This window comes from Rhodopseudomonas sp. WA056, assembly GCF_010906995.1.
Classification (GTDB): Bacteria; Pseudomonadota; Alphaproteobacteria; order Rhizobiales; family Xanthobacteraceae; genus Rhodopseudomonas; species Rhodopseudomonas palustris_G.
The window spans coordinates 30,263-56,461 of the sequence record NZ_QPFS01000007.1; the positions used below are offsets into that span (position 1 = coordinate 30,263).

General features: G+C 66.5%; 24 protein-coding genes. 7 read left to right on the top strand and 17 right to left on the bottom strand.

What is annotated here, in order from left to right; genetic code table 11:
- Window positions 1-17: 17 nt before the first annotated feature.
- The 7 genes from DU475_RS02990 to DU475_RS03020 all read right to left on the bottom strand — a co-directional run bounded on the left by DU475_RS02990 (window position 18) and on the right by DU475_RS03020 (window position 5,918).
- Window positions 18-1,091, bottom strand: a complete 1,074-nt coding sequence (locus tag DU475_RS02990; RefSeq protein ID WP_164630591.1) for an enoyl-CoA hydratase/isomerase family protein — start codon at window positions 1,089-1,091, stop codon at window positions 18-20.
- On the bottom strand, window positions 1,088-2,233 hold the full coding sequence (locus tag DU475_RS02995; protein ID WP_164630642.1) for an isobutyryl-CoA dehydrogenase: 1,146 nt from the start codon (window positions 2,231-2,233) through the stop codon (window positions 1,088-1,090). The genes DU475_RS02990 and DU475_RS02995 overlap by 4 nt, the downstream gene beginning before the upstream one ends.
- Complete coding sequence (locus DU475_RS03000; RefSeq protein ID WP_013501683.1) at window positions 2,233-2,661, bottom strand: type II toxin-antitoxin system VapC family toxin; 429 nt, start codon at window positions 2,659-2,661, stop codon at window positions 2,233-2,235. The genes DU475_RS02995 and DU475_RS03000 overlap by 1 nt, the downstream gene beginning before the upstream one ends.
- Window positions 2,658-2,885: a hypothetical protein gene (locus DU475_RS03005; RefSeq protein WP_041807176.1), complete on the bottom strand. Its 228-nt coding sequence runs from the start codon at window positions 2,883-2,885 to the stop codon at window positions 2,658-2,660. The genes DU475_RS03000 and DU475_RS03005 overlap by 4 nt, the downstream gene beginning before the upstream one ends.
- A 59-nt stretch (window positions 2,886-2,944) precedes the next feature.
- Window positions 2,945-4,441 carry a CoA-acylating methylmalonate-semialdehyde dehydrogenase gene (locus DU475_RS03010; protein WP_164630593.1) on the bottom strand — a complete coding sequence of 499 codons (1,497 nt, stop codon included), beginning with the start codon at window positions 4,439-4,441 and terminating at the stop codon, window positions 2,945-2,947.
- 159 nt (window positions 4,442-4,600) lie between these two features.
- A complete protein-coding gene (locus DU475_RS03015) occupies window positions 4,601-5,269 on the bottom strand; it encodes a TetR/AcrR family transcriptional regulator (protein WP_164630595.1) in 669 nt (222 codons plus the stop codon).
- Window positions 5,270-5,342: 73 nt separating this feature from the next.
- Window positions 5,343-5,918: a PaaI family thioesterase gene (locus DU475_RS03020; RefSeq protein ID WP_164630597.1), complete on the bottom strand. Its 576-nt coding sequence runs from the start codon at window positions 5,916-5,918 to the stop codon at window positions 5,343-5,345.
- A 144-nt stretch (window positions 5,919-6,062) separates the two neighbouring features.
- Here DU475_RS03020 and DU475_RS03025 point away from each other — a divergent pair, with 144 nt between their 5' ends.
- Together DU475_RS03025 and DU475_RS03030 are read left to right on the top strand one after the other, a co-directional pair.
- Window positions 6,063-6,833 (top strand): enoyl-CoA hydratase, encoded by a 771-nt coding sequence (locus DU475_RS03025; protein ID WP_164630599.1) that lies wholly within the window; start codon window positions 6,063-6,065, stop codon window positions 6,831-6,833.
- 115 nt (window positions 6,834-6,948) lie between these two features.
- Window positions 6,949-8,235, top strand: coding sequence for an MFS transporter (locus tag DU475_RS03030; RefSeq protein ID WP_164630601.1), 1,287 nt, complete (start codon window positions 6,949-6,951; stop codon window positions 8,233-8,235).
- A gap of 55 nt (window positions 8,236-8,290) precedes the next feature.
- Here DU475_RS03030 and DU475_RS03035 read toward each other — a convergent pair whose 3' ends face one another.
- Window positions 8,291-9,850 (bottom strand): acyl-CoA carboxylase subunit beta, encoded by a 1,560-nt coding sequence (locus tag DU475_RS03035; protein ID WP_164630603.1) that lies wholly within the window; start codon window positions 9,848-9,850, stop codon window positions 8,291-8,293.
- On the bottom strand, window positions 9,759-10,724 hold the full coding sequence (locus DU475_RS03040) for an IclR family transcriptional regulator (protein ID WP_142883064.1): 966 nt from the start codon (window positions 10,722-10,724) through the stop codon (window positions 9,759-9,761). The genes DU475_RS03035 and DU475_RS03040 overlap by 92 nt, the downstream gene beginning before the upstream one ends.
- A gap of 265 nt (window positions 10,725-10,989) precedes the next feature.
- Between DU475_RS03040 and DU475_RS03045 the strand changes: the two genes are divergently transcribed.
- The 4 genes from DU475_RS03045 (at window position 10,990) to DU475_RS03060 (ending at window position 15,320) form a co-directional block, all read left to right on the top strand.
- A complete protein-coding gene (locus tag DU475_RS03045; protein ID WP_047309843.1) occupies window positions 10,990-11,211 on the top strand; it encodes an acyl-CoA carboxylase biotin carboxyl carrier protein subunit in 222 nt (73 codons plus the stop codon).
- Window positions 11,212-11,397: 186 nt separating this feature from the next.
- Entirely contained in the window at window positions 11,398-12,558 is a 1,161-nt protein-coding gene (locus DU475_RS03050; RefSeq protein ID WP_164630605.1) for a TAXI family TRAP transporter solute-binding subunit, read from the top strand.
- 27 nt (window positions 12,559-12,585) lie between these two features.
- Window positions 12,586-14,652, top strand: coding sequence for a TRAP transporter permease (locus tag DU475_RS03055; RefSeq protein ID WP_164630607.1), 2,067 nt, complete (start codon window positions 12,586-12,588; stop codon window positions 14,650-14,652).
- Window positions 14,653-14,765: 113 nt separating this feature from the next.
- Window positions 14,766-15,320, top strand: coding sequence for a hypothetical protein (locus DU475_RS03060; RefSeq protein ID WP_013501671.1), 555 nt, complete (start codon window positions 14,766-14,768; stop codon window positions 15,318-15,320).
- Between the two features lie 51 nt (window positions 15,321-15,371).
- Here the strand turns inward: DU475_RS03060 and DU475_RS03065 are convergent, their stop codons facing one another.
- From DU475_RS03065 to DU475_RS03075, 3 genes are all read right to left on the bottom strand, one after another.
- The gene (locus DU475_RS03065; RefSeq protein ID WP_164630609.1) at window positions 15,372-15,737 is read right to left on the bottom strand and encodes a Zn-ribbon domain-containing OB-fold protein; all 366 of its coding nucleotides are present in this window, start codon (window positions 15,735-15,737) and stop codon (window positions 15,372-15,374) included.
- The gene (locus DU475_RS03070) at window positions 15,734-16,870 is read right to left on the bottom strand and encodes a thiolase family protein (RefSeq protein ID WP_164630611.1); all 1,137 of its coding nucleotides are present in this window, start codon (window positions 16,868-16,870) and stop codon (window positions 15,734-15,736) included. The genes DU475_RS03065 and DU475_RS03070 overlap by 4 nt, the downstream gene beginning before the upstream one ends.
- A gap of 366 nt (window positions 16,871-17,236) precedes the next feature.
- Window positions 17,237-18,442 (bottom strand): CaiB/BaiF CoA transferase family protein, encoded by a 1,206-nt coding sequence (locus tag DU475_RS03075; protein ID WP_164630613.1) that lies wholly within the window; start codon window positions 18,440-18,442, stop codon window positions 17,237-17,239.
- A gap of 208 nt (window positions 18,443-18,650) precedes the next feature.
- Here DU475_RS03075 and DU475_RS03080 point away from each other — a divergent pair, with 208 nt between their 5' ends.
- Entirely contained in the window at window positions 18,651-19,532 is an 882-nt protein-coding gene (locus tag DU475_RS03080; RefSeq protein WP_164630615.1) for a hotdog family protein, read from the top strand.
- Window positions 19,533-19,925: 393 nt separating this feature from the next.
- Here the strand turns inward: DU475_RS03080 and DU475_RS03085 are convergent, their stop codons facing one another.
- The 5 genes from DU475_RS03085 to DU475_RS03105 all read right to left on the bottom strand — a co-directional run bounded on the left by DU475_RS03085 (window position 19,926) and on the right by DU475_RS03105 (window position 25,862).
- Window positions 19,926-21,452, bottom strand: a complete 1,527-nt coding sequence (locus tag DU475_RS03085; protein ID WP_164630617.1) for a class I adenylate-forming enzyme family protein — start codon at window positions 21,450-21,452, stop codon at window positions 19,926-19,928.
- Window positions 21,453-21,473: 21 nt separating this feature from the next.
- A complete protein-coding gene (locus DU475_RS03090; protein WP_164630619.1) occupies window positions 21,474-22,643 on the bottom strand; it encodes an acetyl-CoA acetyltransferase in 1,170 nt (389 codons plus the stop codon).
- Between the two features lie 192 nt (window positions 22,644-22,835).
- Window positions 22,836-23,822 carry a D-erythronate dehydrogenase gene (denD, locus tag DU475_RS03095; RefSeq protein WP_164630621.1) on the bottom strand — a complete coding sequence of 329 codons (987 nt, stop codon included), beginning with the start codon at window positions 23,820-23,822 and terminating at the stop codon, window positions 22,836-22,838.
- Window positions 23,823-23,989: 167 nt separating this feature from the next.
- Window positions 23,990-24,916 (bottom strand): carbohydrate ABC transporter permease, encoded by a 927-nt coding sequence (locus DU475_RS03100; RefSeq protein ID WP_142883074.1) that lies wholly within the window; start codon window positions 24,914-24,916, stop codon window positions 23,990-23,992.
- The gene (locus tag DU475_RS03105; RefSeq protein WP_013501662.1) at window positions 24,909-25,862 is read right to left on the bottom strand and encodes a carbohydrate ABC transporter permease; all 954 of its coding nucleotides are present in this window, start codon (window positions 25,860-25,862) and stop codon (window positions 24,909-24,911) included. Before DU475_RS03105 ends, DU475_RS03100 begins: the two co-directional genes overlap by 8 nt.
- Window positions 25,863-26,199 lie beyond the last annotated feature (337 nt).

Genomic DNA, 26,199 nt, shown 5'->3' on the forward strand with positions numbered 1-26,199 from the left:
TGTCTGTCCCCGGTTCTTCAGCCCGGAAATTTCAGCTCGTCGTCGCCGCGATCTTCAAAGTAGCGCGCCACGATCTCCGGCGTCACCTCTGCGATCGTCGCAGGCCGCCATTTTGGCTGGCGGTCCTTGTCGATCACCGCGGCGCGGACGCCCTCGACGAAATCGTCGCTGACGAACACCTGCAACGCGGCGCGATATTCGTGCACCAGACATTCTTCCAGCGACGCCCTGTGCCGCGCGGCGCGCAGCAGCTTCAGCGTCACCTTCAGGCTGGTCGGCGATTTGATCCGCAGCGTCTTCAGCGCGGCCTGCGCGAACTCCGACGCATCGCCCTCCAGCGCGGCGACGATCTGTTCGATCGTCTCGTGCCCGAACCAGCGGTCGATGGCGGCCTGATGCAGCTCGGCCGGGCCCTTGGCCGGCTGTTCCGCAAAGCGCCCGATGATGCCGCCGACCTGCGCGGCCGAGGCGCCACTCGGTGCTTCGGTGAGCGCCTGGCGCAGCGCCGCCCAATTCGCGGTCGGCACATAGGCGTCGGCGAACTGCGCGTGGATCGCATCGGCGCCGTTCATGATCTCGCCGGTCAGGCCAAAGTACGTGCCGATCTCGCCGGGCGAGCGCGTCAGCAGCCAGGTGCCGCCGACGTCGGGGAAGAAGCCGATGCCGACTTCCGGCATTGCGATCTTGGTCTTGTCGGTGACGATGCGATGGCTGCCGTGCGCCGCGATGCCGACGCCGCCGCCCATCACCAGCCCGTCCATGAACGCCACATAGGGCTTCGGATACTGCGCGATCTTGGCGTTAGTGATGTACTCCTCGCGCCAGAACACCTTGCCGAGATCGCCGCCCTCGCGCGCGCTGTTGTAGAGGCCGACGATGTCACCGCCGGCGCACAGCCCGCGCTCGCCCGCCCCCTCGACCAGCACCAGCGCGACCTCCGGATCGGCCGCGAACGCGTCGATCGCGCGGTCGAATTCGCGGGCCATCTCCAGCGTCAGCGCGTTGATCGCCTTCGGCCGGTTGAGCCGGATCACACCGGCAGAGCCCTCGCGCCGCACGATCAGGTCGGGTTCAGTCACGGCTCCGTTCATCGATTGGCCTCGAGCAGCTTGCGCGACACGATCAGCCGCATGATTTCGTTGGTGCCTTCGAGGATCTGATGCACGCGCAAGTCACGCACCAGCTTCTCGATGCCGTATTCGGCGAGATAGCCGTAGCCGCCGTGCAGCTGCAGCGCCTCGTTGGCGACGCCGAAGCCGGCGTCGGTGGCGAACCGCTTGGCCATCGCGCACAGCTTGGTGGCGTCGGCATCCTTGCGGTCGAGCGCGGCGGCGGCGCGCCACAGCAGCGTGCGCGCGGCCTCCAGTTCGGTCGCCATGTCGGCGAGCCGGAATTGCAGCGCCTGGAATTCGTCGAGACGCTTCCCGAACGCCGTGCGCTCCTTCATGTAAGCCAGCGTCTTGTCGAGCGCGGCCTGGGCGCCGCCGAGCGAACAGGCGCCGATGTTGAGCCGGCCACCGTCGAGCCCGGCCATCGCGATCTTGAAGCCGATGCCCTCGTCGCCGAGCCGGTTGGCGACCGGCACCCGCGCGTTTTCGAAAATCACGGTGCGGGTCGGCTGCGCGTTCCAGCCCATCTTGCGCTCGTTGGCGCCGAACGACAGGCCCGGCGTGTCCTTGTCGACCACCAGCGTCGAGATGCCGCCGGGGCCGTCGCCGCCGGTGCGAACCATCACGACGTAGAGGTCGTTGGCGCCGGCGCCGGAGATGAACTGCTTCTGGCCGTTGAGGATGTAGTGATCGCCGTCGCGCACCGCGCGGGTGCGCAGTGCCGCGGCATCCGAGCCGGAGCCCGGTTCGGTCAGGCAGTAGCTCGCGACCTGCTCCATGCTGCAAAGCTTCGGCAGCCAGCGCTGACGCTGCGCGTCGGAGCCGTAGCTGTCGATCATCCACGCCGCCATGTTGTGGATCGAGATGAAGGCAGATACCGCCGGGCAACCGGTCGCCAGCGCTTCGAAGATCAGCGCCGCGTCGAACCGCGTCATCGCGCTGCCGCCGACATCGTCGCGGATGTAGATGCCGCCTATGCCCAGCGCCGCCGCTTCGCGGATCACGTCCAGCGGCAGGTGCTTGTCTTCATCCCACTTCAGCGCATGCGGCGCGATCTTCTCGGCCGCGAAGTCCCGCGCCATGTCGCGGATGGCGATCTGGTCTTCGTTGAGGTCGAACTGCATCATTCAGGCTGCCAGTCGGAAAGGAGCGTGACGTACCGAGCATGCTCGGTGCCGGCAAGCTTGGCGGCGAACCGGCGGTCCGCGGTGACGAGCCGAGCACCGAGCTTGCGCGCTGTTTCGAGATAAATCAGATCGTAGATCGGATGGCGAAGCGTGCAGCCCCTTCGAAGAGCTGCGGGAATGACGTCATCGATGGAGACGATTTCGTCGAAGAATAACGGCAACTTATCGTACTCGTGCATCGCCCTGTCCATCGAGAGCTCGCCGCGTGCAGCCTTCCGAACCAATGCGTTTGCGACTTCAATCAGTAAGAGACGTGGCGCAAGGAGCGGATTTCCACTGCGTGCGAGCGAGATGGCGTTAGTCGACAGGTCCTCGTAGACAAGCCATTTCACAGCGACGCTGGCGTCTACGACCAGGCTCGTCACATGAGACCTTCGCGTATTTCGTCGAGCGTCATAGACGGCTGAGGCTCCGAATATTGCGAGAGGAAATAGGCCGACACCGCAACGCGCTCAGCCGGAGTGTACGGACGCCCCTCGCCTCCGAGCGCGTCGATTTCCTCGCGCAACGTGCGCCCGTTCGCTTTGGCGCGCTCGACATAGGGCGCCAACGTCTCGTCGAGCTTCTGCTTGAATGCGGTGTCGGTCATTGCCTGATACCAATGCAAGCTGCGGGAAATGATCTTACATCATTCCCCGGCGTTTCGCCTCACTTCATCAGCGGGATCGAAAACTCCGCACCTTCCTTGACGCCCGACGGCCAGCGCGAGGTGACGGTCTTGGTCTTGGTGTAGAACCGCACCGAATCCGGGCCGTGCTGGTTGAGGTCGCCGAAGCCGGACTTCTTCCAGCCGCCGAAGGTGTAGTAGGCGATCGGCACCGGGATCGGCACGTTGATGCCGACCATGCCGACATTCACCTTGGCGGCGAAGTCGCGGGCGGCGTCACCGTCGCGGGTGAAGATCGCGACGCCGTTGCCGTAGTCGTGATCGGACGGCAGCGCCAGCGCTTCGGCGTAGTCGTGGGCGCGAACGACGCTCAGGACGGGGCCGAAGATCTCTTCCTTGTAGATCCGCATGTCCTTGGTGACGTTGTCGAACAGACAGCCGCCCATGTAGAAGCCGTTCTCGTAGCCCTGCATCTTGAAGCCGCGGCCGTCGACGGCGAGCGTCGCGCCTTCCTGGACGCCGATCTCGACGTAGTTCTTGACGCGCTCCAGCGCTTCCTTGGTCACCAGCGGGCCGTAGTCGGCGGTCGGATCGGTCGACGGACCGATCTTCAGCGCTTCGACGCGCGGGATCAGCTTGCTCATCAGCGCGTCCGCGGTGGCCTTGCCGACCGGCACCGCGACCGAGATCGCCATGCAGCGCTCGCCCGCCGAGCCGTAGCCGGCGCCGATCAGCGCGTCGACGGTCTGGTCGATGTCGGCGTCCGGCATGATGATGGCGTGGTTCTTGGCGCCGCCGAAGCACTGCGCCCGCTTGCCGGTCTGCGCCGCGCGCTCGTAGATGTACTGCGCGATCGGCGAGGAGCCGACGAAGCCCACCGCCTTGATGTCCGGATCGTCGAGAATGGCGTCGACCGCTTCCTTGTCACCGTTGACGACGTTGAGGATGCCCGGCGGCAGGCCGGCTTCGAGCATCAGCGCCGCCAGCGCCATCGGCACGCCGGGATCGCGCTCGGACGGCTTGAGGATGAACGCATTGCCGCAGGCGATCGCCGGGGCGAATTTCCACATCGGGATCATCGCCGGGAAGTTGAACGGGGTGATGCCGGCGACGACGCCGAGCGGCTGGCGCATCGAATAGATGTCGATGCCGGGGCCGGCGCCTTCGGTGTATTCGCCCTTCATCAGATGCGGGATGCCGCAAGCGAACTCGGCCACTTCGAGGCCGCGCTGGATGTCGCCCTTGGCGTCCGGGATGGTCTTGCCGTGCTCACGCGCCAGCAGCTCGGCGAGCTTGTCGTAATCGCGATGCACCAATTCGAGGAACTTCATCAGCACGCGGGCGCGGCGCTGCGGATTGGTGGCGCCCCATTCCGGCTGCGCCGCCTTGGCGTTTTCGACCGCTGCGCGGAGTTCGGCTTTGGTGGCGAGGGCGACTTTGGCCTTCACCTCGCCGGTCATCGGCTCGAACACGTCGGCGAAACGCCCCGACTTGCCCTCGACCTCTTTGCCGCCGATGAAATGCCCGACCGTGCGCATGGACTTCCTCCTGAAAGGCTGTGTTCTCGTTCTCTTGAACAGAATTTTTTCAGGTTTGGGAAGGCCCCGCACGCGCGACACCTGTGCCGAAATGCCGAAGCGGCCTCGCCGCGGCATGCGGCCACCGCTCGCGGCGGCGCAAGGAGCTGCAAGCCGGTTTCAGTCTTGCGCGGCCGACCTTGCCGCGGCCTTGGCGGCGGTTTTTCTCGGCTTGGCCGTGATCACCCGCGTCGGCTTCTTCGGCACAGTGGCGCCGGCCTCGGCGAGCGCCGCTTCGCGGCCGGCGGCAAGGATCTCGTCTGACAATTCGCCGCTGCCGGCGATCCGCGCCAGCACCAGCGTTCCCATCATCGTCGCCAGCGTCGCCATCGCCTGCTTGCGTGCCGTCTTCGGCGGAGCATCGACATATTGCGCCGCAATCATCGCGATCATGTCGTCGAGCTTGGCGGCAAACGCCTTGCGGGTCTTCGGGCTCTCGCGCGCGATCTCGGCGCCCAGCGCCGGCACTGCGCAGCCGCGGCCGGGATCATCGCGGTGGGTCGCGCTGAGATAGCCGTCCACCAGCGCGGCGAGCCGCCGCTCCGGCGGCAGCTCCTCCGCCAGCTTGCGCCAGCGTTCGGTCGAGCGGTCCATCGCGTAGCTGAACGCCTCGATCACCAGCGCCTCGCGCGAGGCGAAATGCGCGTAGAACCCGCCGTGGGTGAGGCCCGCGTCCTTCATCAGATCGGCGACGCCGATGCCGTGGGCGCCCTTTTCGCGGAGCTTCACCGACGCCCGCCGGACGATGCGGTCGTGGGTCTCCTGCTTATGTTCCTTCGAATAGCGCATCGGCGATCCATGCCATGTTCAGGATCATATTATGACACCGAACGCGGGCGTTTGCCTCAAGTTTCGCATCGCCTCAGGAATCGTGCGGATGTGGCGCCGCAGCAGGCGCGCCGCCGAGCATCGCAAAAGTTGCAGTGGCGTGCACCGCCAGCTTGCCGGCGCCGTCATAGACGAAGCCCTCGGTGTAGCTCGACTGCCGGCCGAGTTTCACCACCCGCCCCTCGGCCACGATCGTGCCGGAGCGCACCGACAGCGGCCGCAGATAGCTGAGCTTCAGGTCCATCGTCACCGAGCCCTGCCCGGCCGGCTGGCGCGTCGAGATTGCGCAGCCCATCGCGGTGTCGAGCAGCGCGGCGGCGATCGCGCCGTGCAGCAGGCCCGCGGTGTTCTCCAGGCTCTGGTCCGGATCGAGCTGCATCACGATGCGGCCGGGATGCACTTCGGCCATCTTGAAGCCGATCAGCCGCGCCAGCGGCGGCGGCGGCAACCGGCCGTCGCGGATCGCCTGCATCGCCTCCAGCCCGGACATCGCCATCGCGGCGCGGGCGACCGGCCCCGGCTCCTGCCAATCGACGGTGCGGCTGCGGCGCTGCGCGGCAGCAAACAAGCCGGCGAGATCTGGCGGTGCGGCAGCATCAATCATCGTCATCAGCGACCTCTCTTTTGGAATTATGATCATAATATAATTAATTCGCGGTCGCGGCAAGCGGAGCGGCCTGATGCAGCTTGACAGTCCCCCGGCGTCGCCGGACATGATGCCGGCCCCGCCCTCGACTTGCTGACGAGACCCACCATGCAGATGCTCAACACCCATTGCGGCGTCGACCGCGATTCCCGCGGCGTCGCACGCCTCACCATCTGCAATGCCGGGAAGCTCAACATCCTGAACACCGCGGTGATCACCGATGTGCGCGATGGGCTGCATCAGCTCGCAAGCGATGAAAGCCTGCGCGTGCTGATCGTCGCCGGCCAGAGCGAGCGCAGCATGATCGGCGGCGCCGATATCAACGAGATGGCGACGCTCGATCAGAGTTCCGCCGAGCGCTTCATCACCGGGCTTGCGGAGCTGTGCGAGTCGGTGCGCGCGGTGCCCTATCCGGTGATCGCGCGGATTCCCGGCTGGTGCCTGGGCGGCGGGCTGGAATTCGCCGCCGCCTGTGATTTCCGCATCGCGACGCACGATGCCAAATTCGGCATGCCCGAGGTGCGGGTCGGGATTCCGTCGGTGATCCACGCCGCCCTGCTGCCGCGGCTGATCGGCTGGGCACGGGCGCGCTATCTGGTGATGGCCGCCGAGAACATCGACGCCGACACCGCCCTGGCCTGGGGCCTGATCGACAAGATCGCACCGCCGGGCGAACTCGACGCCGCGGTCGAGCATCTGGTCGGCGCACTGCTCGCCGGCGCGCCGCAGGCAATGCGGGCACAGAAGGCGCTGATGGCGGCGTGGGAAGACATGCCGCTGCCGCAAGCGGTTGCGCATTCGGTCAAGGTGTTCGGCGGAGCGTATCTGACCGGCGAGCCGCAGTCGCTGATGGCGGATTTCATCAACCGCAAACGCTGAGCCGTTCACGCGATCTTGGGAATCCCCGAGTTGCGTTGCTGGCAACAGTTTATATGATGAGCATCATTTCCAATGAGCCGGCCGTAGCCGGCGCGTTCGCCGACAGGATCGCCGCATGATCTCCGACGCCCTCGCCGCCGCGCTGGCCCGCCGCAACATTCACTACGGCTGGGTGATGGTCGGCGTCACCTTCCTCACCGCGCTGGTCAATGCCGGCGCGGTCGGGGCGCCCGGCGTGTTCATCGTGCCGCTGCAGCAGGAATTCGGCTGGAGCACCGCGGATATCTCGTCCGCGCTGTCGATCCGCTTCGTGCTGTTCGGCCTGATGGCGCCGTTCGCCGCGGCGCTGATGAACCGGTTCGGGCTGCGGCAGGTGACGCTGACCGCGCTTGTCGTGGTCGCCACTGGGCTGATCGCGTCGCTGGCGATGAATTCGCTGTGGCAGTTGATGCTGCTGTGGGGCGTGGTGGTCGGCGTCGGCACCGGTCTCACTGCGCTGGTGCTCGGCGCCACGGTGGCGACGCGCTGGTTCGTCTCCCGCCGCGGACTGGTGATCGGCCTGATGACCGCGAGCGTCGCCACCGGCCAGCTCGTGTTCCTGCCGATCCTCGCCTCGCTCACCGAACGCTACGGTTGGCGGATCGCGATGGCTTACGTCTGCGCGCTGCTCGGCGTCGCCGCGATCGCGGTGCTGATCGCGATGCGCAACCGGCCGAGCGACGTCGGGCTGCGGCCCTATGGCGACACCAGCACCGAGCCGGCTCCGCTGTCGGCACAGGCTGCGCCGGGATCGATCGCCGGAGCCGCACTCGGGGCCTTGCGCGATGCGGCCAAGACGCGGGTGTTCTGGGTGCTGTTCGGCACCTTCTTCATCTGCGGCGCTTCGACCAACGGCCTGGTGCAGGTCCACCTGATCCCGCTGTGCGCCGACTTCAACATCCCGCAGGTGCAGGCCGCGGGCCTGCTCGCGGCGATGGGCGTGTTCGATTTCATCGGCACCATCCTGTCGGGCTGGCTGGCGGACCGCTACGACAATCGCTGGCTGCTGTTCTGGTACTACGGCCTGCGCGGCCTCAGCCTGCTGGCGCTGCCGTTCACCGACTTCTCGTTCTACGGCCTGTCGCTGTTCGCGATCTTCTACGGACTCGATTGGGTCGCCACCGTGCCGCCGACGGTGCGGCTGACGGCGCAGAAATTCGGCCCGGAGCGCGCCAATCTGGTGTTCGGCTGGATCTTCGCCGGCCACCAGCTCGGTGCCGCCACCGCAGCCTTCGGCGCCGGCCTGTCGCGCGACCTGCTGGCGAGCTACCTGCCGGCGTTCTTCATCGCCGGCGCCCTGTGCGTGATCGCCGCCGCGGCCGCGCTGACGATCAGCAAGGCGGCCAAGCCGGCGGCGGCGTGAACAGGAGCGTTGCCTGCTCCCTCTCTCCGCCCGTCGCGGGGAGAGGTCGGAAGGCCTACGGCCGCATCCGCATGCCGGTCGCGACGCCGGGCTTGCGCAGCGGTTCGACGAGGCGGGCGAACTCGCAGAGCAGCGAGCGGGTCTTGCGCGGATCGATGATCTCCTCGACCCAGAACTTCTCGGCCGAGCGGAACGGCGAGCGCAGCTTGTTCAGCCGCTCCTCGATCTCGCGCATCTTGGCGTCGCGATCCTCCGCCGCATCGAGGTCGGCGCGATACGCCGCTTCGATGCCGCCTTCGAGCGGCAGCGAGCCCCAATACGCCGACGGCCAAGCGTAGCGCATCGAGAACCGGTTGGCCGGCTGGTGCACCACGCCGGCAACGCCGAAAGCGTTGCGGACGATGATCGTGCACCACGGCACGGTCGACTGATTGACCGCGGTCATCGCGCGGACGCCGTGGCGGATCGTCGCCGACTTCTCCGCTTCGAGTCCGATCATGAAGCCGGGGCAATCCATCAGATACACCACCGGCAGATGGAAGGTCTCGGCAAGGTCGACGAAGCGGATGACCTTCTGGCAGGTGTCGGCGGTCCAAGACCCGCCATAGTGATACGGATCGCCGGCGAGCAGTGCCACCGCCCGCCCCTCGAGCCGCGCCAGGCCGGTGATGATCGAACGGCCGAACGCCGAGCCGATCTCGAAGAACGAGCCCTGATCGACCACCGATTCGATGATCGGCCGCATCTTGTAGACCTGCCGGCGATTGCGCGGCACCGCCTTCAGCAGCTTCTCATCGGCGCGATCGGGATCGTCGTCGCAGGCAATCGTCGGCGGCAATTCGTGCACCGACGACGGCAGATAGGACAGGAAACGACGCGCGCAGGCGAAGGCTTCTTCCTCGGTGTCGACCGCGTGATCGATCGCGCCGGCGCGGGTCTGGATATCGGCGCCGCCGAGCTCCTGCTTGGTGAGATCCTGGCCGAGCCGCGCCACCACCGGCGGTCCGGCGACGAACATCGCCGAATTGCGGGTCATGATCGAATAGTGGCTCGCGGCGAGCCGCGCCGCACCGAGGCCCGCGACCGAGCCGAGCCCGAGACCGACCACCGGCACCTGCGCGAGGTTCGCCGTCGTGTACCAGTACCAGCGGGTGCCATCGACGCCGCCGGGCAGATTGGCGGCGCCCTTGCTCTCGATCGTTCTCACCGAGCCGCCGCCGCCCGATCCTTCGATCACGCGGATAATCGGCAGCCGATAGTCGTGCGCCATCTCCTCCGCCATCTGCGGCTTGGCGTGGATCGACGCATCGGCCGAGCCGCCGCGCACGGTGAAATCGTCGCCGACCACCACCACGGTGCGGCCGTCGATCTTCGCCCGGCCGAACACGCAGTTGGCCGGGGTCAGATGAGTGAGTTCGCCGCTGGCGTCGTATTCGCCGAGACCGGCGACAGCGCCGACCTCGTGAAAGCTGCCGGCGTCGCTCAGCCGATCGATGCGCTCACGGACGGTGAGCCGGCCCTGGTCATGCTGGCGCTTGACCTTGTCGATGCCGCCCATCTGCCGCGCGAAGTTCTCGCGCCGGGCCAGCTCGTCGAGCTCCGGCTTCCAACTCATGCATTCCCTCCGGCCTGATCGTCTTCTTGTTGTTGTTTCCGGACGGGCGCACCGCCACCAGGCCGCCATCCGCGTTCTGCACCAGCGGCTCGATCGATCCGGCGAGCTTGAGCAGCGCCGGCGCGATCTCGTCGTGCAACCGCTGCTCGTCGTACATCGCGGCCAGCACGCCGATCGTGACCATCACATAGGTCTGATACTGCGGCGACCAGATCGGCACCGCAATGCCGTTGATATGCGGACTGAACAGACCGCAGCACACCACGTAGCCGCGCTCGCGCAGCATCGCGCGATCGGCTTCGAGCCGTTCGCTCAGCAGCGCCGCATCGGCCGGCGTATCACGCTGGATCTCCGCCAGCAGCGCGGCCGCGACATTGTCGTCGAGCGAAGCGGCGTAGGCGTGGCCGGCGGCGGAACGGCTGATCGCGATTCGGCTGCCGGTGGTCGAATGCAGACCGAGTGCCTGCGCCGAGCGGGCGAATTCGAGATAGACCAGATGGAAGCGGTCCGGAATCAGGAAGCCGACGGTGCCTGGGATCTGATCGGCGACCTCCTGCAGGCGCGATCGAATCAGATTGCGCAGTTGCAGGCCGCGGGTCATCGAGGTGCTCATCGCGACCGCGCTGGGGCCGATCCGGTACTTCTGGTCGCGCGGCAGATAGACGAGCTGCCCCATCCGGGTCAGCGTGTGGGTGAGGCGCGACACCGTCGAGCGCGGCAAGCCGCAGCGATTGGAAATTTCGAGATTGCCGAGCCGGACGTCGTGTCCCTCGAAGCAGCGCAGCACGTCGAACGCGCGCGACACCACCTGAATCACATCGCCTTCACCGGCGCCGTCCCCTTGCCTGCACAGTCGTTCCGAGCGTCGTCCCATGTCTTTTTGTCCTGCGTGGTTATGATGCTCGATGCTCCGAGAGCGCCCACCTTCCTACCCGGAGCATCTTACGTTTCTTGGTTCTTGTTTCGCTCCGCGGAATATAATTCCGCTTGAAGACAAAGCTACATCAGGCAATTTGCCTCGACAATATCGGCGGGCTCCACGCAACGCCCCACGCGTGACCACTCAGCGCAAGATTTTTGCCCCCGGCCGCAGCAGCGGAACCGGACGCCGACAACGACGACACAACGGAGGAACACCGATGGCCGAGATCAAGATCGTTACCGAAGTCGCCGGCCGCGTCTGCGCCTTGCCGCTGTCGATCGGCGACGGCGTCGGCGAAGGCGACGACATCGCCTTTGTCGAAGCGATGAAAATGGAAATCCCGGTCGCCTCGCCCGCCGACGGAACGCTGAAGTCGCTGCACGTGGCGCTCGACGACGTGATCGCCGAAGGTCAGCTCGTCGCGGTGATCGAGAGCTGAAGCCCGCCTCACGTGTCTCGCGGCGGCTTACACGTGATGCGCGATGTCGGGACGTAATGTCGCACCAGGCAGCGGCGGCGTCGCGCGCAGACAATCTCAGCATCGCGTTGCCATCACCTCGCGGCGATGACATGCTCTCCCGATAACAAAGCAATCCGCAAAGCGGATGCGTTCGGGGAGAGAGACATGACGGGACGTTTCGGTCCGCTCGCGGCGCTCGCCGCGGGTTGCGCGCTGCTCATCACAACTCATGCGCGTGCAGGCGACATCAAACTACCAACCACGATGGCGTTCACCGCCTACGACACCGGAACCGCGGGCTTCAACATCGCGGTCGCGGTCGGCAAGATGATGAAGGACAAGCACGGCACCGACGTGCGCGTGCTGCCCGCCGGTAACGACGTCGCCCGTCTGGCCCCGCTCCGCGCCGGCCGCGCCCAGCTCGCCTGGATGGGATCGGGCACTTACTTCGCTCAGGAAGGCGTGTTCGAATTCGGCGCCAAGGAATGGGGCCCGCAGCCGCTGCAGATCTCGCTCAGCGTGATCGACTGCAACGGCTCCTCGCTCGGCGTCGCAAGGGACACCGGCGTCAAGGAGATCAAGGATCTGCGCGGCAAGCGCGTCGGCTTCGTGGTCGGCTCGCCGGCCCTGAACCAGAACGCGCTCGGCATCATGGCCTATGGCGGCCTGACCAAGGACGACGTCAAGATCGTCGAATTCGCCAGCTACGGCGCGATGTGGAAGGGCCTGGTCAACAACGACGTCGATGCCGCGTTCGGCACCACCATCACCGGCCCGGCCAGGGAAGCCGAGAACTCCCCGCGCGGCCTGATCTGGCCGCCGATGCCGCACGCCGACAAGGCGGCGTGGGAGCGCGTGAAGAAGGTCACGCCGTTCTTCAACCCGGCGATGTCGAGCTGCGGCGCGGCCCACGAGCCCGGCAAGCCGATCGAGCTGTCGAACTACCCCTACCCGATCGCCACCGTCTACGCGACGCAGTCCGCCGATCAGGTGTATTCGATCACCAAATCGATGATCGTCGACTACGACGCCTACAAGGACAGCGCTCCGGGCGCGACCGGGCTGGCGGTGAAGACTCAGACGATGAAATGGGTGGTGCCGTTCCACCCCGGCGCCGTGAAGGCGCTGCAGGAGGCCGGGCAATGGAGCGCCGAGGATCAGGCGCACAATGACGGGCTGATCAAGCGCCAGGAGGTGCTGGCCGCAGCGTGGAAGCAATACGCAGCCGCGGCGCCGTCCGGTGAGCAGGAATTCCGCGACGGCTGGATGATCGCGCGTGCAGCGGCGCTGAAACGTGCCGGCCTGGCCAACGGCTTCGAGCAGTAAACGCATCGCCGCGCCGGGGACATCGCCATGCGCGCTGCCGAATCCGCCGCCCGCCCGACCAAGCGGATCGTGCTCGACGATCCGCATTCGGTCGACAACATGCAGGAAGCCGAAGTCACGCGGGTGCGCAGCCTGCGCGGCTTCTGGCGCTGGACTCTGGTGGCCGCCGCCGCGGCCACCATCCTGCTGTGCATCAATCAGCAGTTTTCGCTGCGCTTCTTCGTCGGCTATACCCAGCTCAATACGGAGTACTTCTACCTCCTGATCGCGCTGATGCTGCCGTTCACCTTCCTGATCTTCCCGGGCACATCGACTGCGCGGCTGGATCGTATCCCGGTGTACGACGTCGCACTGTTCGTGCTGACGATCGGCGCGGCGCTGGTGCTGATGAGCACCATCCGCAAGGCGGCGGAGGCCGGATGGGAATTCGGCGGCGCGCCGACCCACGTCTTCATCGCCGGCCTGGTGATGTGGGCGCTGCTGATGGAGGCGCTGCGGCGCACCGGTGGCTGGAGCCTGCTGCTGTGCATCTTCCCGTTCACCGTGTATCCGCTGTTCGCCGGCGCGCGCTGGCTCGGCCCGCTCGGCGGCTCGCAGTCGACGCTGGAACAGGCGACCGCCTATCACGTGCTGTCCGGCGAGAGCCTGCTCGGGATTCCGATCCAGGCGTTTGCCGACACCGTGATCGGCTTTCTGGTGTTCGGCACGGCGCTGATGCTGACCGGCGCCGGAAAGTTCTTCATCAATCTGGCGTTCGCGATCTGCGGCACGTTCCGCGGCGGCGCCGCCAAGGTCTGCATCTTCGCCTCGGCGCTGCTCGGCATGATGTCGGGCTCGATCATCTCGAACGTGCTGACCGCCGGCACCATGACCATCCCGGTGATGAAGAAGAGCGGCTTCCGTGCCTCCTACGCCGCGGCGATCGAAGCCTGCGCCTCCACCGGCGCGGTGCTGGCGCCGCCGGTGATGGGGGCCACCGCCTTCGTCATCGCGCAATTCCTCAACGTGTCCTACGCCGAAGTCGCCATGGCGGCGATCCTGCCGGCGGCGCTGTATTACATCGGCCTGTTCATGCAGGTCGACGCCTATGCGGCCCGGCACGGACTCGAAGGCATCCCGCGCTCGGAGCTGCCGAGCCTGTGGCAGACGCTGAAGGAAGGCTGGTACTACGCCTTCGTGATCGCGCTGCTGGTGGTGATGCTGCTGTATTTCAAGCGCGAGAGCCACGCCCCGTTCTACGCCACCGCGCTGCTGCTGGTGCTCAACCAGATCTTCTCGAAAGACACCCGCTGGACTCTCGGCAGCATCGTCCGCTTCCTCGAAGTCAACGGCCGCACCTTCGTCGAGCTGATCGGCATCCTGGCCGGCTGCGGCCTATTGATCGGCGCGTTCTCGATGACCGGGGTGATCTCGAGCCTCGCCGCCGACCTGCTGCGGCTCGCCGGCGACAACGCCTTCCTGCTGCTGGCGATGTGCGCGATCACCAGCCTGATCCTCGGCCTCGGCCTCACCACCACCGCCTGCTACATCTTCCTCGCCATCCTGGTGGCGCCGGCGCTGGAGAAGCTCGGGCTGAACCGGATGGCGGTGCACATGTTCATCTTCTATTGGGGCATGCTGTCGTCGATCACGCCGCCGGTCGCGATCGCATCCTTTGCGGCTGCCGGCATCGCCGGGTCGCCGGCGATGAAGACCGGCTGGGAATCGATGTGGGTCGGCAGCATCATCTATTTCATCCCGTTCTTCTTCGTGATGAACCCGGCGCTGGTGCTGCAGGGCCCGAGCCCGTATCTGGCGGCGCTCGGCCTGCTCGGGCTCGCCGCGCTCGGCACGGTGTGCATCTGCGGCGGCATCCAGGGTTATCAGGTAGGCGTCGGCGATCTGCGCCGCGCCGGCGCGCTGGAATGGCCGCTGCGCGTGGCGCTGGTGATCGGCGGCTTCGTGCTGGCGACGCCGGGCGGCGGCATCAATCCGCTGTCGCAGGTGCAGATCACCTCGCTCGGGCTGTGCCTGCTGGTCCCGACGCTGGCGATCGCCCTGCTGCTGGTCCGCCGCGGCGATGCGCCCCGGCAGGCGGCACGGCCGGTGCTCTGACGACGGCGTCGGACGGCGAAGCACAGTCCGCCGCCCGACGTCTTCCAAAATTCACTGGACGGGACACCCGCATCGGTTGAGCATCCTGGTGTTTCAAACCAAGGAGCTTTGCAATGCAGCGTGTATTGGAAGTCACTTCGGTTGATCTCAGCCTGGTCAAGACCAAGCCTCCGCAGATTCACATTGTCACTCACGGGACCGTGCCGACTTCGGGATGGAAGCATCCGCGGCTGTCGCCGTGGTTCTATATCCGGCCGCCGGACGACGGCATCCAGGACTTCGACTTCGTCGCCGATGCCCCGACCGGCATCGTGCTGCCGATGATCACCACGATCGTCGCCGAAGCCACCATTCCGCGCGACCCCGAGGATTATTGGGGACCGGCAAAGGCGCTCCGCGGCGTCCGGATCCATGCGCGCGGCAACACCAAGGAAGCGAGCTTCAATGCAGCCGAGGATCTCGCACAGGCGATCTCGCTGTTTCGCGGCGACGATGATCCGATTCCATGGCTGATCGTCACGGCGACGGCGGCGGACTGCGACCTCACCGGCAAGGTGCTCCGCGTCTATCATACCGGCGACGTGCTCGAGACAGGCTACCGGACCGACCGCGGCAATATCGAGCTCGATCCCACCACCGACCGCGTCGTGCGGGTGTGGTGCGGCTGAGCTTCGCGACCAACGGCGGCGGGCATTGAGGTGCCCGCTTGCCGTTCCGGCTCAGCGATCAGACTTCTCGAAGAACGGCACCAATTGCCCGGTGAACTGCGTAAAGCCGGCGCGGACGCGGTCGCCGATCGCAAGATCGTGCGCGCCGTGGGCCATCATCCGAAATCCTTCGGCGCAATCGACCAGCACGATCTTGAACGGCACATGCGCCCGCGCCTCGGCGGTGGCGGCGCGATGCACCAAAGTCTCGGCGCAGACCACGCCCTCGCCGCTCGCGACCAGCGTCGTCAGCTCCTCGCCGCCACAGCCCGCGCAGAAGTCGCGGCGGAAATACTGCACGGCGCCGCAACCGCCGCAGCGCTGATACACGATCTTCGGTTCGCCGCAGGTCCAGTCGGGCATCGCCATCTCGCTCATCGCACCCGCTCCAGGATCATGCTGACATGCGACGACAGCACGCCGCCATCGCCATGCAGCAGCGCCAGCGACGCGTCGCGTACCTGACGGTCGCCGGCCCGCCCGGTCATCTGCAGATGGGTCTCGACCAGATGCGCCATCGCACCACCGACGCCGCAATGGCCGTAGCTCAATAGTCCGCCATGAGTGTTCAGCGGCATTGCGCCGTTTCGCGAGAAGGAACCGTCGCGGGCGCGTGCCGCCGCCTCGCCGCGGCCTGCGATCCCGAGGTCTTCGAGCAGCATCAACAGCGTGATGGTGAAGCTGTCGTACACCGCAGCGTAGCGCATGTCGGACACCGCAGCGCCGCTCGCAGCCCAGGCGCGCGCGATCGACTGCTCGGCGCCGGACGGTCCATCCGCCGGCATCGCAGTGACGTGCTGATGGGTGTGAGCCTGACCGCAGCCGCGCACCTTGATGCGATGTTCGGTGGTCGGCTCAGCGCTGACCACCAGCGCGGCGCCGCCGTCCGACACCGGGCAGCAATCGAGCAGCTTCAGCGGCGAAGCGATCGGCTTCGACGCCATCACCTCGGCGACGCTGATCGGCTCGTGAAACTGGGCGCCGGGATGACTGAGGGCGTGGGTCCGCATCAAAACCGCGAGTTCGGCGAGGTCTTCCTCGGTGACGCTGTGGTCGTGCATGTAGCGCGATGCCACGAGACCGTAATAGGCCGGGATGGTCGGCCCGAGCGGCACTTCGTAGATCGGGTGGCCGACCTGGGCCAGCGCTTGCACCGAGGCGTCGCGGCTCTGGCCGGTCAGCCGGTTCTCGCCGCCGACCACCAGGATGTTCTTCGCCGCCCCGCTCTCGACGAGCTGATGCGCCAGCATCGCCATCGCCATGCCGGTGGCGCCGCCGACCTGCACCGCGTGGCAGTAGCTCGGCCGGATGCCGAAATGCTCGGCGAACACCGTCGCCAACATGATATGCGGCATCGTGGTCGAATAGCCGCACAGCAGCCCGTCGATATCGCCGCGCTTCAAGCCGGCATCCGCAATCGCCGCCTCTGCCGCCTCGCGCATCAGGCCGAGCGTAGTCGATCCGTCGATCTTGCCGAACCGGGTGAGGCCGACGCCAGTGATGTAGCTCATGACATCAGCGCCTGTTCTCGTTGCTTGGCAGAGCCTCTCAACGTCATTCCGGGGCGTGAGTGCAGCGCACGAACCCGGAATCTCTGTGCACAACGATCTCGAGATTCCGGGTCTGCGCTGCTGACGCAGCGCATCCCGGAATGACGTAGGAGAGACCGATTGTGATCAAGGCGATCAGCATCGCGCCGAGCAAAGCGCGCTCCCCTCCCCCTTGCGGGGAGGGGTCGGGGGTGGGCGGCCGCGGGCACTGAGCCTGTGGCAAGTGCCCTCACCCCAGCCCTCTCCCGCAAGCGGGAGAGGGAGAACAGGCACTGTGCCGGCAACCCAGCAATGCGATCGAGCCCTGCTCTCGCTTGCTCCATCCGATCAACTCTCCGCTTCCGGCAACCTGACGGCCCCACACTCCGCCAGCGCCGCGATCTCACCGTCGCCATAGCCCGCCTCGCGCAGCACCTCGGCGCCGTGTTCGCCGAGCCGCGGCGCGAAGCGCTGGCGTTCGACCTTGGTATCCGACCACGTCGCCGAAACCTTCATGTCGCGGATCGCGCCTTCGCTGGGATGCTCGACGACGGGGAAGAAATCCGTCGCGACGAGATGCGGGTCATGCAGGATGCTTTCGAGGTCGTGCATCCGCATTGCCGGCACATCGGCTTCGTCGAGCAGCGTCACCCAATCCTCTGTCGTCCTGGTCAGGAAGATCCGCGCCAGCTCGGCATAGACCACGTCGATGTTCACCGCGCGCCGGGCGAAGCTGGTGTAGCGATCGTCGGCGAGCAGATCGTCGCGGCCGACCGCGGTGAGAAAGCTGATCCACTGCTTGTCGTTGTAGACCATCGCGCAGATGTAGCCGTCGGCGGTCTGGTAGGGCCGACGGTCCGGCGACAGATGCCGGGCGTAGCCGCCGCGATCGAGCGGCGGCTCATAGGTGAGGCCGCCCATGTGATCGCCCATCACGAAGCTCGCCATCGTCTCGAACATCGGAATGTCGAGCCGCTGGCCCTTGCCGGTGCGATCCCGATGCACCAGCGAGGCGCAGATCGCGCCGACCGCGGTGAGCCCAACGATGCGATCGACCAGCGCGTTCGGGACGTATCGCGGCGTGCCGTCACCTACCCGCGCATTCAGCGCCGGCAGCGCGGTGGCGCCCTGGATCAGGTCGTCATAGGCCGGCTTGGCCGCATACGGCCCGTCCTGGCCGAAGCCGAACACGCCGGCATAGATCAGCCGCGGATTGAGCGGCGCGACGTCGTCATAGCCGAGCCGCAGCCGCGCCATCGCCTGCGGGCGAACGTTATAGACCAGCACGTCGGCGCGCGCGATCAGCCGCAGCGCGGCGGCGCGGCCGGCGTCGTGCTTGAGGTCGAGGCAGATGCTGCGCTTGTTGCGATTGGCGTTGAGAAACACCGGCCCCATGCCGGGATGCCGCGCCGGCCCAATCTGCCGCGTGACGTCGCCGTCGGGGGATTCGATCTTGATGACGTCGGCGCCGTAGTCGCCGAGCATCTGGGTGGCATAAGGCCCCATCAGCACCGACGTCATGTCGACGATTGTCGTGCCCGCCAGTGGCCCCATCGCGGCGCTTCGCATCCCTAGTTCGCGGCGCTTATGATCGGCACCGTCATGGCGATGTAACGGGACCACCTCGCCGAGATCAAGCCGACGTCCGGCATGGCGCCATGCGGGACAAACTCCGCGGCGCGGAAGGTTTTGACCGCCCTCATTGACCGCACCACCCCACACGCCGTTGACTTCGCGCGTCCCTGGGCCGAGACGAGAGGCAATGACCACCCATCATGAGACCTACACCGCGCCGCCATTCGGCCCGGCGCTGATGCTGAACGCCTTCGCGCCCTCGCGCGGCTGGAATCCGACAGACGGCTTCCCGGACTTCAGCTTCATCTGGCGCGGCTATCAGACCAGCCCGGCCGCTCTGGCGACCTTGCAGCGCGCTGCGGGCCGTGACGACGCAGCCACGGCCGACCGGCTGATGCTGCTGGCACCGCACGTCACCGGCTTCCGACTGACGATGGCGCTACTGATGTGCCGGGACTGGCCGCTGCCGATCTGGCGCGCGCTGCAATTGCGCAACCGCCTGATCCGCCGCGGCGAGATCCGCATCGCGTTTCCGTCCAACCTGATCGTGCGCGCAACGGGGTGGCGGGTACACGACAGGGGCATCGAGCTCGACATCCACGCTCACCTGCTGCAGGGCGACGACTGCGTCTGGGAGAGTATCACCACGTTCTACTATCGCGGCCGTTTCGACGGGCCGGCGAGCCACGGCGCCGACGACGGCGCCCCGATGACCTCCCCGGCGATCGACCCGGAGTTGGAGCCGGTGGCGCATTGGATCGCCGAGGGCGGCGATCGGCTGCGCTGGGCGCGGCTGACCGGCGACTACAATCCGCTGCACCTGCTCGACGTCTATGCGCGCCGCACCGGCTTCGCCGCCGCCTCGGCCCACCCGCAACGCATCGCCGCCGAATGCCTCGGCCACCTGACGAAAACCTCCGCTCCGAACCAGCTCGACCTCTGGCTCAAGGGGCCGGTCTACTACAACCGCGCGGTGACGCTGCGACAGACGCATTCGGCCGAGGGCGAAGACTTCGCGCTGTGGGTCGACGGCGACGAGCGCGCCGCGATGGTGGGGGTGATACGCTAACTCCGTCATCGCGGGGAGGCGAAGCCGACGAAGCAATCCAGCTCTGGAACTATCAACTTGTCATGCCCGGCCTTGTGCCGGGCATCCACGCCTTTTAGAGCAGTTCGGCTTTTTGTAGAATCAGAGCTGATCCGCACCGCGTGCCACACGCACAACCTCATGGTGAGGAGGCGCGTAGCGCCGTCTCGAACCATGTGACGCAGGGAATGCGTTGCCCCATCCTTCGAGACGCCCGGCTTCGCCGGGCTCCTCGGGATGAGGACGCAGTGCCTTCGGAAAGGTCGGATCGTTTCAATCAAAAGATGAACCGCTCTAGAATCCCGACGGCGCCGAAGGCGTGGATGGCCGGGACGAGCCCGGCCATGACGGGGAGAATCGGAAGTCGTTGCCGAACTACTTCACAATCTTCCGCAGCTCGGTCTTCAGCACCTTGCCGTAGTTGTTCTTCGGCAGCGCGTCGAGATAGACGTAGCGCTTGGGGCGTTTGAAGCGGGCGATGGCGGCGAGGCAATGTTGGTCGAGCGCAGAGTCGCTCGGCTCCGCGCCCTCCGCCAGCACGACGCAGGCGACGACGTTCTCGCCCCATTCCGGATCGGCCACCCCGATCGCCGAGACTTCGCGCACGGCCGGATGCGTCAGCAGCGCCTCCTCGACCTCGCGCGGATAGATGTTGGTGCCGCCGGAGATGATCACGTCCTTGGAGCGGTCTGACAGCGTCAGGAAGCCGTCGTCATCCAACCGTCCGACATCGCCTGTGCGCAGCCAGCCGTGCTTCAGCGTCTCGGCATTGGCCTGCGGATTGTTCCAATAGCCGAGCATCACGGTTGAGCCCTTGACCTCGATCTCGCCGGTCTCGCCCGGCGGCAGCACTTCGCCGCTAGCGCCGGTGATCCGCACCGACACCACGCTCTGCGCGGTGCCGACCGAGGCGAGCCGCTGCAGATAGCGCGGATGATCGATGTCGGCATGCAGCGCACGCTTCAGCGAGGTGATCGTCATCGGCGATTCACCCTGGCCGTAGATCTGCACGAAGCGCTGGCCCATCACGCTGAGCGCCTCGCGGATGTCGGCGAGATACATCGGGCCGCCGCCATAGACGATGGTGCGCAGCCCCTCGCCGGTCTCGCCGCGGCGCTTGGCGGCCTCGACCAGGCGCTTGATCATGGTCGGCGCGGCGAACATCGCGACGTTGCCGAGCTGCTTGCCGAGGCTCAGCACCTCGTCCGGATCGAACCCGCCGGACTCCGGCACGACATGCCGCGCCCCGAACCGGACATGGATCATGTTGTAGAGCCCGGCGCCGTGCGAGATCGGCGCGGCGTACAACGCCGCATCCTCGGGCGTCACCGCGTCGACATCGGCCAGATAGCTCAGCGACATCGCCACGAGATTGCCGTGGCTGAGCATCACGCCCTTGGGGCGGCCGGTGGTGCCGGAGGTGTAGAACAGCCAGGCGAGATCGTGATCGTCGCGCGCGACCGGCGCCTTGGCCCCCTCGCCGCTGCGGGCGCGGTCGTATCCGTCGCTGTCGATCGCCAGCACCGCCATGCCGGGCGGCAGATCGCAGGAGGCCTCGTTGAAGGTGTCGGCGGTGTCGTCGCAGATCAGCGCCAGCCTCGCTTCCGCGTTGCTGCAGATCCAGGCGACCTCCTTGCCATGCAGCTTGGCGTTGATCGGGATCGCCACCGCGCCCGCCCACCAGATGCCGTACAGCGCTTCGAGATAGCGCGTGCAATTATGCGCGAACAACGCGACGCGATCGCCGGGCGCGATGCCGTAATCGCGCGCCAGCGCCGCGCCGAACGATGCCGCACGCGACGCGAACGTCGCGTAGTCGGCATCGACCGTAGTGCCCGTCAGCAGCGCCGGAGCGCCCGGCCGCAGCCGGGCACTCGCAGCAAGCCATTCCGCCAGATTCATCCCCCGCCCCCCGGCTGTTGGTTACTTGGCCGGTTCGAGCACCGACACGTAATTGGCGACCGCCGCGCCGCCCATATTGAAGATGCCGGCGAGCTTGGCGTCCTTGATCTGCATGCCTTCCGGCGCCTGGCCAAGCAACTGCATCGCGCTCAGCACGTGCATCGACACGCCGGTCGCGCCGATCGGATGGCCCTTGGCCTTGAGACCGCCGGACGGATTGATCGGCAGCTTGCCGTCCTTCTGGGTCCAACCCTCCTTGATGGCGCGGGCGCCCTGCCCCTTCGGCGTCAGGCCCATCGCTTCGTATTCGATCAGCTCGGCGATGGTGAAGCAATCGTGGGTCTCGACGAACGACAGATCGTTCAGCGTGACGCCCGCCTGCTCCAACGCGCGCTGCCAGGCCACGGTGCAGCCCTCGAACTGCAGGATGTCGCGCTTGGACATCGGCAGGAAATCCTGCGCATGGGCGCGGGCGCGGATGTTGACCGCCTTGCCCATCGCTTTGGCGTTCTCGGCAGACGTCAACACCAGCGCCGCGGCGCCGTCGGACACCAGCGAGCAGTCGGTGCGCTTCAGGGGACCGGCGACGAACGGGTTCTTCTCGCCTTCGGCGCGGCAGAACTCGAACCCGAAATCCTTGCGCATCTGCGCATAGGGATTGGCGACGCCGTTGTGGTGGTTCTTGGCGGCGATCATCGCCAGCGCGTCGGACTGGTCGCCGTATTTCTGGAAGTACTTTTGGGCGATGATCCCGAACACGCCGGCGAAACCGGCCGGGGTCTCGCCGTCTTCCGGCAAGTACGACGCGCGCAGCAGGTTCTTGCCGATCTCCGGCCCCGGGGTTCGGGTCATCTGCTCGACGCCGACCACCAGCACCACCTTGGCGGCGCCGGATTCGATCGCGCGGATGCCCTGATGCACGGCGGCCGAACCGGTGGCGCAGGCGTTCTCCACCCGGGTCGCCGGCTTGAACCGCAGCGCCGGATCGGCCTGCAGCACCAGCGAGGCGGTGAAGTCCTGTGGCGAGAAGCCGGCATTGAAATGCCCGAGCACGATCTCGTCGACGTCCGAGGCAGCGATCCCGGCGTCGGCGATCGCCTCACCCGCGACACGGACGATCATGCTTTCCACGGTTTCGGCGTCGAATTTGCCGAACGGCATATGGGCCCATCCAACGATGCTGGCAGTCATGGCGTTTTCTCCTCGAAGGTCGATGAAACTCGGACCTGGATTTATTATAGGATGACCATCAGATAAAGACATCCCTGCTCACGGTATGGTGGCCGGGCGAATCCGGGTCGCAGGCGCCATTCGCGCCCCCGCCCGTCATGCCCTACGCTCGACGATCACCCGGTCGAGCCGACGATGCCGTGTGCGCATTGGTCAGGCCACGAACTTGCCGCCCAATTCGTCCTCGATGTGGATCCGGATGATGTCGTCGAAGGTCTTTTCGGCGGTGGTGAAGCCGAGCTTCAGCGCGCGGTCGGTCGAGAAGTTGCGCGGCCAGCCGGCGACGATGCCGATGATGGTCGGATCGGGCTCACGCTTGATCCGTGCCACCACGGCCTTGCCGGCGACGCGCTCCAATGCGGCGATCTGCTCGCCGACGGTGGCGGGCAGCCCCGGCATCGACAGGCTGCGGCGCGGCCCGATCGCAGCAGTGTCCATGGTGGCGGCGTGGATCAGGAAGCCGACCGCCGAGCGCGGCGAAGCGTGCCAGTGCATCACGTCCTCGCCAACCGGCAGCACAGCCTCCTGCCCGCTCAGCGGCTCGCGGATGATATTCGAGAAGAAACCTGACGCCGCCTTGTTCGGCTTGCCGGGCCGGACGCAGATCGTCGGCAGGCGGATGCCGATGCCGTCGAAGAAGCCCTTGCGGGTGTAGTCGGCGATCAGCAGCTCGCAGATCGCCTTCTGCGTCCCATAGCTGGTCAGCGGCGCGGACAGGAATTCGTCGCCGATCTTATCCGGGAACGGCGCGCCGAACACCGCGATCGACGAGGTGAACACCAGCCGCGGATGATAGTCGTCGCCCTCGGCGCAGATCGCGTCGATCAGATGCTTGGTGCCGTCGAGATTGATCCGGTAGCCCTTGTCGAAATCGGCCTCGGCTTCGCCCGAGACGATGGCCGCCAGATGGAAGATCACCTCCGGCCGATGCGCCACCAGCGCCGCCGCCTGACCGGGCTCGGCGAAGTCGGAGGTCACCACCTGGATCGCGACCGAGGCATGCGGCGGCCGCGCCGGCGCCACCACGTCCTGCAGCGTCATCCGGGTGATGTCGCGGCTGCCGAGGCGGCCGTCGGCGAGCAAGCGGTCGGTGAGTTTGCGACCGACCATGCCGGCGGCGCCGAGGATGAGAATGTGCAAGGAAAGCTCCGTCGATTGGCAGGGCGCGCCGGCCCCGAGCAGTGACCCTCATGGTGAGGAGGCGCGAAGCGCCGTCTCGAACCATGAGGCGAGTGTGGCCCATCCTTCGAGACGCGCGCAAGAGCGCGCTCCTCAGGATGAGGTGGTGCCGGCGGTGGGAAGCGATGCTACTCCTTCACCGCCCCGGTCATCGCCGACACGTAATGCTCGACGAAGAACGCGTAGAGGATGACGAGCGGCAGCGAGCCGACCAGAGCGCCGGCCATCAGCGAGCCCCATTTGTAGATGTCGCCGTCGACGAACTCGTTGACGATCGCCACCGGCACGGTCTTGTTCGGCGTCGATTGCAGGAAGGTCAGCGCGTAAATGAACTCGTTCCAGCACAGCGTGAAGCAGAAGATGAACGCCGAGATCAGCCCCGGCACCGCCAGCGGAATGATGATCTTGACCAGGATCTGCCAGCGCGAGGCGCCGTCGATCAGCGCGCATTCCTCGAGCTCGAACGGGATGGTCTTGAAATAGCCCATCAGCAGCCAGGTCGAGAACGGAATCAGCAGGGTCGGATACACCAGGATCAGCGACAGCGGCGAGTCGAACAGGCCGTAGGCCTGGATCACCGAGGCGAGCGGAATGAACAGGATCGACGGCGGCACCAGATACGCCAGGAAGATCGCGCCGCCGACCGTATCGGCACCGCGGAAGCGCAGCCGCACGATCGCGTAGGCGGCGAGCACGCTGGCGGCGATCGACAGCACGGTCGAGGCGGCGGCGACATACATCGTGTTCCACAGCCAACGCGGATATTGCGTCTCGAACAGCAGCTTCTCGATGTGCTTGAAGGTCGGATGCACCACCCAGAACGGGTTGTAGGTGTCCATGTCGATCAGTTGCTCGTCGGGTTTGATCGACGTCAGCGCCATCCAGTAGAACGGGAACAGCAGCACCACCAGGATGATGAGCAGCGGCAGATACAGCGTCACCAGCCGGCGCGGCAGCGATTCCAGATAGCTCATGCCTTCGCTGTCGTCGCTCTGCGCCACGGTGGCGGCAGCTTTGACGGCGAGCCGGGGATCGGTGGCGGTGGTCTCAGTCATTGTCGCTCCCCTGCTGCCATTTGCGCCGCTGCATGCCGAACCACGAGATCGCGATCGCAGCCAGCAGGAACGGGATCATCGCGGTGGCGATCGCCGCGCCCTCGCCGAGCCGGCCCGACAGAATGCCGCGCTGATAGCTCAGCGTCGCCATCAGATGCGTGGCGTTGACCGGGCCGCCGCGGGTCAGCGCCCAGATCAGTTGGAAATCGGTGAAGGTGAACAGCACCGAGAACGTCATCACCACCGCGATGATCGGGGTCAGCAGCGGATAGGTGATGTAGCGGAAGCGCTGCCACGCGGTGGCGCCGTCGAGCGTCGCGGCCTCGTACAGCGACGGCGACACCGTCTGCAGGCCGGCCAGCAGCGTGATCGCCACGAACGGCACGCCGCGCCAGATATTGGCGAAGATCACCGATGCGCGCGCCCAAGTGGTGTCGCCGAGGAAGTTGATGTTCTGGTCGATCACCCCGAGCTTGATCAGCGACCAGGAGATGATCGAGAACTGCGAGTCGTAGATCCACCAGAACGCGATCGCCGACAGCACCGTCGGCACGATGAACGGCACCAGCACCGCGGCGCGGATGATCGCCTTGAACGGCATGTGGCGGTTGAGCAGCAGCGCCAGATACAGGCCGACCGCGAATTTGATCGCGCTGGCGACCACGGTGTACAGAATGGTGTTGAACACCGACAGCCAGAAGATGCTGTCGTCCCACAGCCATTCGTAGTTCTCGATGCCGATGAACACCCCGTCGCGCCCGATCCGCGCGTCGGTGAAGCTCATCCACACCCCGAGAAACAACGGATAGGCCAGGAACAGGATCAGGAACGCCGCCGCCGGCAGCATGAACCACAGCGCGATGAAGTTGCGGTTGGTCTTGAGCTGCGACCAGGCCGAGGGCCCGCCGTCGGACCGCCCCGGCGCGGCTGTCTGGATCGTGCTCATCGGCCGCTGCTTTCTGTTGACGTCTTCTGCTTCATTCCGACCGACCCGTCGTTCCTCACCGTCATGCCCGGGCTCGTCCTGAGCATCCACGTATCAGGCGCCTCGTCCATTGCCGTGGATGGCCGGGACAAGCCCGGCCATGACGACCTTTGAGATCCACGGCGCCGCGACTTGCACCGCCCTCATCCTGAGGAGCACGGCGCCGTCCGCAGGACGGAACCGTGCGTCTCGAAGGATGGCCGCGAGCGCTTCGGCCTCATGGTTCGAGACGGCGCTGACGCGCCTCCTCACCATGAGGGACGGATGCCGGCGTAATCGGCGCCGGCTCCCGCAGCGA